Source organism: Streptomyces sp. NPDC058632 (genome assembly GCF_042717095.1).
GTDB lineage: Bacteria > Actinomycetota > Actinomycetes > Streptomycetales > Streptomycetaceae > Streptomyces.
On record NZ_JBHXQZ010000148.1, the window covers coordinates 1 to 11,929 of the forward strand.

14 protein-coding genes, 2 pseudogenes and 1 riboswitch are annotated in these 11,929 nt (G+C 70.5%); of the genes and pseudogenes, 6 read left to right on the forward strand and 10 right to left on the reverse strand.

The genetic code is table 11. From position 1 onward, the window contains the following. Positions 1 to 54 precede the first annotated feature (54 nt). The 5 genes from amiA to ACFWVE_RS33580 form a co-directional block, all read right to left on the reverse strand. Positions 55 to 168: a streptamidine family RiPP gene (gene amiA / locus ACFWVE_RS33560; RefSeq protein ID WP_384022579.1), complete on the reverse strand. Its 114-nt coding sequence runs from the start codon at positions 166 to 168 to the stop codon at positions 55 to 57. A 55-nt stretch (positions 169 to 223) separates the two neighbouring features. After that, entirely contained in the window at positions 224 to 1,045 is an 822-nt protein-coding gene (locus ACFWVE_RS33565; protein ID WP_384022583.1) for an ABC transporter ATP-binding protein, read from the reverse strand. A gap of 19 nt (positions 1,046 to 1,064) precedes the next feature. After that, positions 1,065 to 2,072 carry a FecCD family ABC transporter permease gene (locus ACFWVE_RS33570; protein ID WP_384022585.1) on the reverse strand — a complete coding sequence of 336 codons (1,008 nt, stop codon included), beginning with the start codon at positions 2,070 to 2,072 and terminating at the stop codon, positions 1,065 to 1,067. Beyond that, positions 2,069 to 3,100 (reverse strand): FecCD family ABC transporter permease, encoded by a 1,032-nt coding sequence (locus ACFWVE_RS33575; protein ID WP_384022617.1) that lies wholly within the window; start codon positions 3,098 to 3,100, stop codon positions 2,069 to 2,071. Before ACFWVE_RS33575 ends, ACFWVE_RS33570 begins: the two co-directional genes overlap by 4 nt. Before the next feature lie 134 nt (positions 3,101 to 3,234). Next, positions 3,235 to 4,212 (reverse strand): ABC transporter substrate-binding protein, encoded by a 978-nt coding sequence (locus ACFWVE_RS33580; protein WP_384022588.1) that lies wholly within the window; start codon positions 4,210 to 4,212, stop codon positions 3,235 to 3,237. A 92-nt stretch (positions 4,213 to 4,304) separates the two neighbouring features. Between ACFWVE_RS33580 and ACFWVE_RS33585 the strand changes: the two genes are divergently transcribed. Then, a complete protein-coding gene (locus ACFWVE_RS33585) occupies positions 4,305 to 5,501 on the forward strand; it encodes a hypothetical protein (RefSeq protein WP_384022591.1) in 1,197 nt (398 codons plus the stop codon). Positions 5,502 to 6,099: 598 nt separating this feature from the next. Here the strand turns inward: ACFWVE_RS33585 and rpsR are convergent. The 4 genes from rpsR to rpmG are packed head-to-tail and all read right to left on the reverse strand — an operon-like array spanning position 6,100 to position 7,999. After that, entirely contained in the window at positions 6,100 to 6,348 is a 249-nt protein-coding gene (rpsR, locus tag ACFWVE_RS33590; RefSeq protein WP_384022594.1) for a 30S ribosomal protein S18, read from the reverse strand. 47 nt (positions 6,349 to 6,395) lie between these two features. Continuing rightward, a complete protein-coding gene (locus ACFWVE_RS33595) occupies positions 6,396 to 7,550 on the reverse strand; it encodes a CobW family GTP-binding protein (RefSeq protein ID WP_384022597.1) in 1,155 nt (384 codons plus the stop codon). Beyond that, positions 7,547 to 7,792 carry a type B 50S ribosomal protein L31 gene (locus ACFWVE_RS33600; RefSeq protein ID WP_384022600.1) on the reverse strand — a complete coding sequence of 82 codons (246 nt, stop codon included), beginning with the start codon at positions 7,790 to 7,792 and terminating at the stop codon, positions 7,547 to 7,549. The genes ACFWVE_RS33595 and ACFWVE_RS33600 overlap by 4 nt, the downstream gene beginning before the upstream one ends. Positions 7,793 to 7,834: 42 nt before the next feature. Beyond that, a complete protein-coding gene (gene rpmG, locus ACFWVE_RS33605; protein WP_384022602.1) occupies positions 7,835 to 7,999 on the reverse strand; it encodes a 50S ribosomal protein L33 in 165 nt (54 codons plus the stop codon). A gap of 66 nt (positions 8,000 to 8,065) precedes the next feature. On the opposite strand from rpmG, the gene rpmB reads away from it, so the two are divergent. The 3 genes and pseudogenes from rpmB to ACFWVE_RS33620 form a co-directional block, all read left to right on the forward strand. Further along, positions 8,066 to 8,302 (forward strand): 50S ribosomal protein L28, encoded by a 237-nt coding sequence (gene rpmB / locus ACFWVE_RS33610; RefSeq protein ID WP_384022605.1) that lies wholly within the window; start codon positions 8,066 to 8,068, stop codon positions 8,300 to 8,302. Next, complete coding sequence (rpsN, locus tag ACFWVE_RS33615; protein ID WP_384022608.1) at positions 8,302 to 8,607, forward strand: 30S ribosomal protein S14; 306 nt, start codon at positions 8,302 to 8,304, stop codon at positions 8,605 to 8,607. Before rpmB ends, rpsN begins: the two co-directional genes overlap by 1 nt. Positions 8,608 to 8,648: 41 nt before the next feature. Beyond that, positions 8,649 to 8,829, reverse strand: a riboswitch (cobalamin riboswitch). Between the two features lie 28 nt (positions 8,830 to 8,857). Next, positions 8,858 to 9,029 (forward strand): annotated as a pseudogene (locus ACFWVE_RS33620) (sodium-independent anion transporter); the annotation flags it as partial. A gap of 894 nt (positions 9,030 to 9,923) precedes the next feature. Here ACFWVE_RS33620 and ACFWVE_RS33625 read toward each other — a convergent pair. Beyond that, a complete protein-coding gene (locus ACFWVE_RS33625; protein WP_384022611.1) occupies positions 9,924 to 10,889 on the reverse strand; it encodes a pirin family protein in 966 nt (321 codons plus the stop codon). A 20-nt stretch (positions 10,890 to 10,909) separates the two neighbouring features. Between ACFWVE_RS33625 and ACFWVE_RS33630 the strand changes: the two genes are divergently transcribed. Next, positions 10,910 to 11,332: a hypothetical protein gene (locus ACFWVE_RS33630; RefSeq protein WP_384022614.1), complete on the forward strand. Its 423-nt coding sequence runs from the start codon at positions 10,910 to 10,912 to the stop codon at positions 11,330 to 11,332. Between the two features lie 128 nt (positions 11,333 to 11,460). Next, positions 11,461 to 11,802, forward strand: a pseudogene (locus ACFWVE_RS33635) (tetratricopeptide repeat protein); the annotation flags it as partial. Between the last annotated feature and the right edge of the window lie 127 nt (positions 11,803 to 11,929).

Sequence of the window (11,929 nt, forward strand, 5' to 3'; positions counted from 1 at the left end):
CGCCCGCACGGTGACGGGCGGGCGGGCCCACGGTCGAGGGTGCTTGGCCCGCGCTTACTCCTCGGAGTCGTCGAAGGGGTTCTCGACGAGCGCGTTGGAGTGGGAGGCCGAGTCGTGGGCCAGCTGACCCGGGTCGACGATCGGGGCGAAGACCTGTTCGTTGTCCATGAACTCTCCTTTGTCGCAAGGGAAGTACAGCGCTCCTTGAGCGCCACATGACAATTTACTGAATATGATTATCGTTTTCTACCCCTGGGAGAGGGTGATCTGGATAACACACCGGCCAGCCACCCTCGGGGTCCCGGCCCACCCGGCCCGCCACATTGAGCACATCCGCGAGCAACCCGGGAGTGACGACCTCCTTCGGGGTTCCGTCGGCCACCACGCGGCCGTCCCGCAGGGCGACGATCCGCTCGGCGAACCGGGCCGCGTGGGCCAGGTCGTGCAGCACCATCACGACGGTGAGCCCTCGCTCCTCACGCAGCCGCACCACGGTCTGCAGCACATCGAGTTGGTGATGCAGGTCCAGATAGGTGGTCGGTTCGTCGAGCAGCAGGACGCGGGTGTCCTGCGCGAGCGCCATCGCGAGCCGGACACGCTGCCGCTCACCCCCCGACAGCGCGTCCACGTCCCGGTCGGCCCACTGCTCCACGCCGACGTCGAGCAGCGCACGCCGTACGACCGGGTCGTCGCCTTCGCGCAGCATGCCGAGAGGACCGCGTGCCGCGTACCGCCCCTGCCTGACGAGGTGCCGGACGGTCATGCCGGGGACGGTCGGGGCCGACTGGTGCAGCAGCGCGACCCGGCGGGCGGTGGCTCGCCGGGACAGCCCGGCGAGGTCGTCGCCCCCGAGCAGGACGCGACCCTCGTCCGGCTGCAGCAGGCCGGCCGCCAGCCGCAACAGCGTCGACTTGCCGCAGCCGTTGAGGCCGATGAGGGCGGTCAGCTCACCCGGTTCGACCGTCACGTCGACGCCACGCAGCACGGCGCGGCCGGGGTAGCCGAAGCGGACTCCCTCGGCGCGAATACCCAAGGGTTCGGTCATGTTCTGTCCTTCGTCGACATCAGAACGTTCGGCCGGGCGCCCGGCGTACGACGACCAGCAGCAGCACGGCTCCGAGACAGGTGGTGAGCGCACCGACCGGCAGCGTGAGCCTGCTGCTGTCGAGCACGACGGCCAGCAGCCGCGAGGCCAGTTGCGCCGCTGCATCCGCCCCGCCCACCACGGCCGCCCCCACGAGGGCGGCACCGGGCAGCGTCACCCGCAGGTCCGCGCCGAACAGGGCCAGCGCGAGGTGCGGCACGAGCAGCCCGACGAAACCCAGCGCCCCCACGGCAGCCACCGCCCCCGCTGTCAGTGCCACGGCGCACAGCAGGGCGAGGGTCCGGGCCCGTGCGGCGGACAGCCCGGCCGCGCCGGCGATGTCGTCACCGCAGCGCAGCAGGGTCAGCGGTCCCGCCAGCAGCCACGCCAGCGCGCCCCAGCCCAACGCCCACGGCCACAACAGGTGCCAGTGCTGCCACACCCGGCCCTCCGTCGTACCGACGAGCCACTGGACAACACTGCCCAGCTCCCCCGGCGCCACCAGCAGCACCATGGCGGTGAGCCCGCCGAGCACCGCCGACACCAGCACCCCGTAGACGGCGGTCTGCGCGGGATCGCCCCCGCCACGCCCGGCGAGCAGCCACAGGAACGCGGCCCCGGTGAACCCGCCCAGACACGCCGCGACGACGACCGCGAGGGGCGATTCCCAGCCCGCCAGCCCGAGACCGGTCGCGGTGACCGCTCCGAGCACCGCGCCCGGAGTCACGCCCGTGACCTCCGGTCCGGCCAGCGGGTTGCGCAGAGCGGACTGCAGAACCAGTCCCGCCACGCCGAGGCACGCCCCCGCACCGAGGGCCACCAGCATCCGGGGCAGGCGGAGTTGGAGCAGGATGTGCCGCTCCGTCGCGTCACCGCCCCCGCCGAGGACCTCCCGGACCACGGTCGGCGACATGCCGCGTCCGGCCAGCAACTCCCCGCAGGCGCACACGACGAGGAGCGCGGCGAGCGCCCAGAACCGCCGGCTCACCGGGCCTCCTCCGATGTGGTTGTCCCCCTGGCCGGGAGGGGGGTGCCGGAAGCACCGTCGTCCTCGGGCATCTCCCCGTCCCCGCGTCTTCCTGGCTGCGCAGCTCTCGGCCTCCGCTTCCCCGACCGCAGCAGGGCGACACCGACGGGCACACCGAACAGGGACGTCCAGGCTCCGACAGGTGTCTCCACCGGCGCCAGCGCCAGCCGGGCCGGCACGTCGGCAACGGCCACCACGACGGCACCCCAGGCAGCCGACCAGGGCAGCCAACGCACGGCGTCCGCAGACGGATTGAGCCGCCGCGCCAAGTGCGGGGCGAGGAACCCGACCCACGCCACCGGACCGCACACGGCCGTCACGGGCGCGATCAGCAGGATGGCGATGGCCAGCGCGGCGAACCGGGCACGGTGCACACGGACACCCAACGCCTCGGCGTCCTCGTCCCCCAACCGCAGCACCGAGAGCACCGGCGCGCACAACACGAGCGCGGGTGCCGCAACGACCAGCCAGGGCCACAACCCCGTCACGTCGTCCCAGGTACGGGCGGACAGCGAGCCGAGCAGGTACCGGTAGATCAGCTGCAGGTCCAGCTGGTCGGCCATGACCATGAGCACAAGCAGCGCGGCCTGCAGAGCGGCGGCGACCGCGGCCCCGGTGAGCAGTACGGCGGACGGGCTGCGCCCCAATCCCGCGGCGAGCAGCGTGAACGCGCCGCCGAGTGCGGCCCCGCCGATGGCCAGCAGGGGCTGGACGGCGGCGGGGATGGACACCGCCAGCACCAGGGGCGCGGCGACCCCGAGCGCGGCCCCGGAAGACACACCCAGCATCTCGGGGACGGCGAGCGGGTTGCGCAACGCCTCCTGCAGCACGAGCCCCGCCACGCCCAGACAGGCCCCGGCGATCAACGCCAACATCAGCCGGGGCACGCGCAGTTCGGTGACGACGACCCCAGCGAGCGTGCTGTCCCCTTCCCGCAGCACACCGGGCAGGCGGTGCAGTGGGACGTAGGGCGTGCCCAGGCTCAGCATGCTTGCGGACGCTGCCACCAACAGCACTGTCACCACCAGAAGTTGCCCTCGTCTGCCGTGGCACGGGAACCGTACGGGCCACCGCCCGTGCGAGGTCGCGTCACCGGCCGCGGTTTCGGTCGCGGTCGGTGCGGTCACCGCAGGGCGGCCGTGGCCTCGTCGAGGACGATGCCCAGGGAGCGGGTGCCCCGCCCCTTGGCCCACACCTCGGAGTTCACCTCGTGAACCTCCCCGTTCCGCACAGCCGGGATCTTCCCCCACAGCGGGTTCTTCGCCAGCTTCTGCGACAGCTTGCCGTCCGGCTCGCCGAAGCTGATCGTCTCGACGAACAGTACGTCCACGTCGCGCGCGAGGATCTCCTCCAGGCTGTAACTCCCCTCCACACCGCGGGACTTCCAGGGGTAGTCCGCCAGCTTGGGGAACAGTCCCGCGGTCACGTCCGTCCCCGGGGTGGCGACGCCGAAGTTCTCGTCGCTGCCGTAGATGATGAGCGCGGTCTTGTCGCTCCTGGTCCGCTCCGCGTCGGCGAGTTTGGCGCGGAAGGCCTTCTCGGCCTTCTCGCCCTCGGCGGTGCGGCCGGTGAGCGCGGCGACGTCGCGCAGGTAACCGACGCTGTCCTGCCACTCCTCGGGCTGCATAGGCCAGAACGTGGTGGCGCCCCTCAGGGCAGGGGCAAGTTTGCCGTGGGTGTCCTCCAGGCCGATCACGAGGTCGGGCTTGAGGGAGAGGATCGCTTCCACCTCGGGGGCGATGAAGCCGCCGGGGACGACATCGACCTCCTTCGCCCTTTCCGCCCCGAGGAATCCGGGCTGGGCCAGGAGGGCGTTGTTCGTGGCCGTGGGGACGATGCCCAGCTCGGTCAGGATGTCGTCGCAGAGCGCGAACAGGCAGACGATGCGCTCCGGCTCCTGCTTCAGGGCGATCTTGACGCCGTTCGCGTCGGTCAACTGACGTGTCGCCTTGATGGGTTCCACAGTGACGTCGGTCTTCGCATCGCCCGCTGCGGTCTCTTCGCTCGCGGGTTCGGTGGACGCACCGCACCCGACCAGGACGGAACCCGCTATCGCCGCAGCGATCCAGGTGCGGACGAATCTCGACGGTGAGCCCGGCATCGATGCCCTCGCTTCTTCTCATGGTCCTGGAACACACCGAAGATACATGACGATAATCATTTTCATCAGATGGTCTATCAGGGAGGTTCTCGATGAACGCCGGCCCACTCCTGCTGGTCTCCGACCACACAGGCGGATCCGTGCACGTGCTGACCGTCCCGGACTGCGTGGAGACGCACCGTCTCACCGGCCGCCATCTCTCCGAACACGCCGGTTTCCTGGCACTGTCGGGCGGCAGGACCGCCTGCGTCGACGACCGCAGGGGCGAGCTTCTGGTACTCGACCCCTTCGGCGCCGAGCTGCTGGAAACCGCCGTACCGGTCGCCGGGCCGGCCGAGCACCTCGCCTGCGACCCGTCCGGCCGGTGGGTGGCCGTCACCACGGGTCTGGGGAAGAACAGCAGTCCGTGGTCCGACGTACTGACGGTCGTCGACCTGGCCACGGGAGACGCCACGCGGGTACGCATCCGCGTGGGCGAGCCCGGTGTGACGGTCATGGGCACAGGCGACCCCTTGGTCGTCCTTCGACACCGGGAACCCGGCGCTCTCGCCGTCCACCGGTTCGCCGACCTGTTCGACTCACAGCCCGGCTGTCCTCCGGTCACGCCCCACGCGGACCTCGCCCTGCCGGACGACGGGCACGGTGACGCCCAAGCTCCCTACTGCGCCCATGTGTTCGCGGCCACAGGTGAGGGCGTGCATCGGGCGCGCCGCGAGGGCGACGCACTCGTTCCGGAGCCGACGCTCCCGTGGGGTTCGTCCGCCCGAGGCTGGTACCTACGGTTCGACCCTCGGCGACGGGCGCTGTGGTCGACCCTGCGGGGCGGCCCCGCGGACCCGCTGCGCTGGCCGGAGTGGACGAATCAGGCGTGGCGCCACGATCTGGAAGCGGATCGCACGACCCTGACGGACCTCGGTCCGGGGCTGGTCTTCCGGCTGGCCCTTGCCAAGGACCACACCGCGTTCACCCGCATCCACCCGGACGGCGACGAACTGGTCCTGCTGGACGCCGAGGGCACCGTACGCCGCGCCCCTCTCAGCACCATGGACGGGGCTCCCCGACGCGGAGGCACCCCCTGGGAGGGCGTCCAGCGCCGTGCGGTGGCCGCCTCGCCGGGTGCCGACTGGGTTGCCGTCACTCGCGGCGGCCACGGCGAGGTTCACGTCTTCGACGCCCGGACGGCCTCCGAGGTGACCCGCTCGAAGCTGGACACACCACTCCACCACGGCGGCCACACGATGCTGCGCACTCAGGACGACGGCGCCGAAGGGGACCCGGTGGGGAGGTGATCCCACCAGGACGCGACCGGTCCATCCGCCGGACGGCCGCAGCACCGGGGTGACCGCGCCCCAAAGACGGTCATACCTGCTTCGTCGCATCGCGGTGTATGGCCTGGGGGTGACCCATGCGGATCACGCCCCAGGCCTCGCCGTGAGGATCCGGAACATGACCACAGCACCGTCGCGCGGGTGATGTTCGGGCCAGGAGCGGGGGTCATCTGGTCGCGGACCCGCGGTACAGGACGGGTTGTCAGCACACGGGCAGGAGTGACGCGTTGCAACTGGCCGCCGGACAGGCCCTGGGTCGGTGGGTAGGTCGACCGGGTCCGGGTTCAGGTCCAGTCGGGTGTCGAGTGGAGACGCCTCCTCGTACACCTGGCGGGGTAAGGCCGCACAGCAGCCGGACGGTCAAGATCTGGTGATGACCGCACGGTGGGTCGTTGAACGAACCGGGGAGGGCGTCCTGGTGTACGCACTGGAGGGTACGCAGTGCATGACGGCCTCCGCGCTCCAGCCGTTGTCGGCAGCGCCGCGCCGCGGTGTTCGAAGGGGCAGTCCGCGACGTACACGGTTCCCGACGTCAAGGGCATACGCGCACTCCCGGGTGTCAGCGGCTGCTGGATGTTCCCGTGTAGGGCAGTAGGGCCATCTCGCGGGCGTTCTTGATGGCGGCGGCGAGCTTGCGCTGCTGCTGGGCGGTGACACGGGTGACGCGGCGGCTGCGGATCTTGCCACGGTCGGAGACGAACCTGCGCAACAGGTCGGTGTCCTTGTAGTCGATATAAGTGATTCCGGCAGCGTCGAGCGGGTTGGGACGGGACTTGACGGGCTTGTGTGATTCAAGGCGGCGCGCCATGGGTGTTGCTCCTTGGAGTGCTGGAGTGCAGGAAGTGATAAGGGAGGTCAGGCGGGGTTGAGGAGGGTGTCGAAGGCGGCAGGGAAGTGTTTCCACGCCTCGCGGCCGGCAGCGTATTCGGCATCCGTCAGCAGGCAGGAGTCGAGGAGTTGTCCGAGTCCTTCGCGGTCCAGTCCCGGGGACGTGAAGACGAGGTGCTGGCAGCAGTCGCCGTGTTCGGGGTGCCAGTCCAGTGAGGCGGCGGCCTGCCGCATGGGTGGGACCATGTCCCAGTCGGCGTCGGGCAGGGAGGCCAGCCACGGGCCGGCGTCCTCCACGCACAGCGCGCCGCCTGCGGCGTCCCAGGCAAGCAGGGTGTCGGGGCGGTCGGCGAGCCAGAACCGGCCGCGGCTGCGCGCGGCCGCGCAGCACAGGTCCTCCAGTGCCTCGTAGAGGCGCCCGGGGTGGAATGGCCGGTGGCGGTGCCAGACGAGCGTGGCCACTCCGGCCTCGTCGGCCTCTTGAGGCAGCAGGGCGCACGCCGGATGTTGAGCGGCGGCCGCCGACTCGACGTCGAAACCGGCGAACGCCATGGCGGCGAGTTCGCCGGAGTCCGCCGCCACCTGACGGGCGGTGGGGTGCAGTTGCTTGAGGAGCGCGCGGTCTTCGCTGTCCGCGTCCTCGCTGTCGACCAGGGCGAGAACGGGCGCGTACTCCAGCTGGCGGGCCCAGGTGTCGCCGACGGTGCGCTGGTCGGTGGGGGCGGCCTCCAGGCCGGCTTGGGCCAGGTCGTCGCCGTTGGCCAGGTAGGGCAGCACGAGCGCGGGATCCACGGCGGTGATCACGTTTGTGAGGACCAGGTCCCCGTCCCCGTGAGCCGCGACGACCTCCGCCATCCCCTTCGGCTCGACCGAGTCCCACAGTTCGACGACGGCGAGCCGGGTCAGGCCACTGCCGGCCAGCCGCCCCAGCTCGGGGACGAGATCCTCGCGCAGCGCGCAGCAAGCGCAGTCGTTGACCAGCGGAGTTTCCCCCCGGGACAGGTCGCCGGAGGCGTCACGGATCAGGCGGCGCACGGTTCCGCTGCCCGCGCCGGTCAGATCGTGGTGCAGGGCGACACTGCCGGGTACGGCCCTCAGAAGCCGGTCGACAACCTCCCTGCGGGCGTCCGCATGGAGCCCTGCCACGAGAACGACGGGCAGCCGAAGGTCCTGCTCCATCATCGGGCTCCGTAGCGGCGCTCGAAGCGTTCGACCCGGCCCGCGGTGTCCAGGACGCGGGCGGTGCCGGTGTAGAAGGGGTGACTCACCGACGAGATCTCGACGTCGACGAGCGGGTAGGTGCGCCCGTCCTCCCACTCGATCGTCTTGTCGCTGGTCATCGTGGAGCGGGTGAGGAAGGCGTGGTGGGAAGCGGTGTCACGGAACACGACGGGGCCGTAGGCGGGGTGGATGCCGGGCTTCATGGCTGAGGAAAGCCTTTCAGGGGTGTGGGACGGAGGAGGGTTTCAGCGCTCTTCACGGAAGTCGACGTGGCGGCGGGCGATGGGGTCGTACTTGCGCAGCACCATCCGGTCGGGGTCGTTGCGCCGGTTCTTACGGGTGACGTAGGTGAAGCCGGTGCCCACGGTGGAGCGCAGTTTGATGACCGGGCGAAGTTCGGTGCGTGCCATGAGGCTAGTATATGGGAACGATTGTCATTACCAATAACTAGAGCTGCAGAGAGGCAGGTACCATCCATGTCCGCCCACTGCCAACTGACCGGCGCCGAGCCGGGCTTCGGCAACAAGATCTCCCACTCGCACCGGCGCACCTCGCGCCGCTTCGACCCGAACATCCAGCGCAAGCGCTACTGGCTCCCGAGCGAGGGGCGCAACGTCCGTCTGACCTTGAGCGCCAAGGCGATCAAAACGGTGGACGCCATCGGCATCGAGGCGGCCGTGGCACGGATCCGGGCACGCGGAGGAAAGGTCTGATGGCGAAGAAGAGCAAGATCGCGCAGAACGAGAAGCGCAAGGAGATCGTCGAGCGGTACGCCGCACGACGGGCCGAACTCAAAGAGATCATCCGCCGCCCCTCGTCGACCGAGGACGAACGCCGGATCGCCCTGGCGGAGCTGCGCCGGCAGCCGCGCAACGCCAGCGCCACCCGGGTGCGCAATCGCGACAGCGTGGACGGCCGTCCCCGTGGTTACCTGCGCAAGTTCGGTCTCTCCCGGGTCCGCGCCCGGGAGCAGGCGCACGCCGGCTTCCTGCCCGGGGTGACCAAGTCCTCCTGGTGACCGGACTCCGCTGACCCCGAGACCGCAGCCACCACGCCCCGGACAGACGGTGATCCGGCAGCCAGTCTCCTGGCTGCCGGATCACCGCTCGCCCCACCTTCTGGCCGGACAACCGTGGCACGAAGGGGTGCGCTTCCCGGTCACAGCGGCAGGACCGCGCCGATTCTCACCGGTTCCCTGGTTCCAGTCGCCCGCGCGCATGCCGCGCATCATGCCTGACAACAGTGTCATCCTGCGGGTGACTCATGACCCGCTGATCATTGCCGGCCTGGCCCCGATGGTGTTCTTCCCGAATCCCGCCACCGTGATCCCGGCCCGCCGGTGTCCATCGTCATCCTCACATCCTCACCGTCGCCGCCGGGATCGCGGTGCCGACCGTCGGCGACAAGGGCGACCTACTGTCCTCCCTGCCGGTGCACGGCCCTCGGGCTACGTCCCCGTCGGCGATTCACCCCCACGTCGGCGGGAGTGGTTCGGTGATGCAGGTGATCGAGACCGTCGAGGACGAGTGGTCCCCCGACGCGGGGGTGGTTCGTTGGAGGCGCTCGTCGAGTACGACCAGGTGTGGTCCCCGCCGACGCGGGGGTGGTTCGCAGAAGGATGCCGGGAGGAAGTCGCCGATGCCCATCAGATGACTTCGGCTGACCCGCTCTCGGCATACCACCAACAACGACCAGAATGCACCTGAGTTACCGGTATTGAGGCTAGAGAAGGCGACGGTACTTGTCGTGGTCGTAGGCGCGGCCGACTAGCAGGGCATGAGGCCTGTGCCGGAGCCGGCCGACAGGAAAGATCCGGACCATACGCGGACCAACCGAGCCGCAAAGGCCGCCTCTTACACCATCACTGCAGTTCAGGGGCTCGCAAGCGCTGTACCACCAGCAGACCAAGAACCTACTGGCACTCTCGGTCGCACTTCTCTATGGAGCGGCATGCGAAGTGTTGACGACACTCGGCCTTGTCGCCTCTCTACAACGCCATACAACGAGAGCGTCGCGCTGCGACCCCGGCGAGGCCGGACCGTGCCCCGAGTCAGTATTCGCCCGACCCCGCCGTAACCTGCTGAGGCCACGACACCTGACGGAGTTGCGAGAAGAGCATTCTGACCGCGGCTGACCAGGTGTCGGCAAAGTCAGCATTCGGTCGGCAAGAGTCCTGCCACAGCTGCCCACAGACGGCCACACCTTGGAATCGTCCGCCACGCGGATTCAGCCCCGCAACCCTCTGAGCCGCCCTCCCGCCAGCGATCGCAAACGGGAGCCGACACCTGGCCGCCTCCTGCTCACCGGTCGCCAAGTCTCAGGCATTCCCGCAGGTCAACGGACTCTTCCACGCGGCTTCAGCGGCACCGCCGGCAGCTCAGGGGCGGGCAGCGGACCCCCGTTGTACCCCTTGACCTCCCCGAACCGCGTCCCTTCCATCCAGTCCCGACGCGCCTGTTCGATCTCCTCCTGAGTCCGGCCGATCCAGTTCCAGAACATGATCAATTCCTCCTCGAACGGCTCGCCGCCCAGGAGCATCACGGACGCGTCGGACTCGGCGCGCAGGGGCAGTTCGTCGCGGCCGCAGCCGAGGTAGAGCATCGAGCCCGGCAGGACCGGTACGCCGTCCACACGGACCTCGCCGGACATCGCGAGGACGGCGTACTCGAAGTCGCGCTCCAGCGGCAGGCGGACGTCCGCGCCGTCCGCCAGGGACAGGTCGGCGCCGACGATCGGGGTGTAGGCCGTGCCGGGTGAGGTGGCGCCGTCGAGACTGCCGAGGATGAGCGTGGCGTCGACCCCCGGCGCCGTGACGACAGGCAGGTCGGCGTGGTGCTCGAAGCGGGGGTCTGTGTGGCGGTGGCCGTCCGGGAGGGCGACCCAGAGCTGGGCGCCGTGCAGGAAGCGGGCGTGCGGTCGGGGGCTCTCCTCGGAGTGGCTGATCGCCCTGCCGGACGTCATCAGGCCCAGTTCGCGCGGGCGGATCATCTGGAGGCTGCCCGTGGAGTCGCGGTGCAGGACCTCGCCCTCGTGCAGCCAGCTCACCGTCTGCAGACCCATGTGCGGGTGCGGTGCGACCTGCATGCCGGGCTCGTCGGCGATGTCGTCGGGACCGTAGTGGTCGACGAAGCACCAGGCGCCGACCATGCGCCGCCCCAGGTTCGGCAGCAGCCGCCGGACCTCGCTGGACTCTCCGAGCCTGACCTTCCGGGGGCTGAGGAGTTCCCGTACCGGCTCTGTCACCACGAAGCCGCGCCCTCCGCACAGGGACGGAACGGCCTCCCGCTCAAGATTGCTCATGCCGCACAACTTAGCCCCGCGTGGCGCGGTGCGTCGCGGCCGACCGCACGCCAAAGGCCGCCGGCCTCCTCGAACGCACCCGGGATCCGCGCGACCCGCACGCCGTGCAACCGGCGCTCACGGAACGGGGCACCGAGGTCGCCCGCCGGGCGATCGACGTCGTTCACGTGCTCCCGGGGCAGTTGCCGGAGCTCTTCGACGGCCTCGACGGTCCGCGCACCCGCGCGTTCACCCGCGATCCGACGATCCTCCCCGGCACGCCCCTCGCCGCATCGGCGGACGCCGCCGGCGACCACGCCAACGCTCACGAGACGGAGCGGTCCCGACCACCAGCCACCGCGCCTCCTGCCGACGGCCGTGTCATCGGCCTTGCCCACTACGCGGGCCGCGCCGTCCTGGAGGGCGTGCCGACCCGCCGCGGCACGCCCTCCAGCAGTCGGTAGCCCTCCGGCTCGTCAACCGTGGCCGAGGCGCCGGCCGGCCGCACCCGCCCGCCTCCGGGAGCCACTCCGGGCAAGTAGTGGAATATTCAAGCAACCCTGTCCGTTGTCGGCGTCGAAGGAGGTCACGAGTGGACACCACGTACTACTACGACCACGGAACCCCGGCCGAGCGCTGGGAGCGTGCCGGGCTGTTCTTCGACGCCAAGGACTACACCGCCGCGGCGCGCGTCCTGAGCGGGCTGGTCGAGGAGGCGCCGGAGCAGACCGGGCCGCGGCTGCTGCTGGCGCGTTCCTACTACCACTCGGCCCAACTGCGCCGCGCTGAGGCCGAGTTGCGCGTCATCGTGGAGCGCGACCCGGTGGAGCACTACGCCCGGCTGATGCTCGGCCGCACCCTGGAGCGACAGGGGCGGAGCGAGGAGGCGCAGTCCCACCTGCGGATCGCCGCGGCGCTGGGGGGCGACTTCGACGGCGGCGTCGACCGTGACGCCTCCGACCGCGAGCCCGGCCCCGCGCAGGCCGCGAGCCGGCCGCCGGTTCGGCCCGGCTCCGCGCAGTGATGCCCACGCGCGCCGGTGCCCGGTCCTCCCCGTAGGG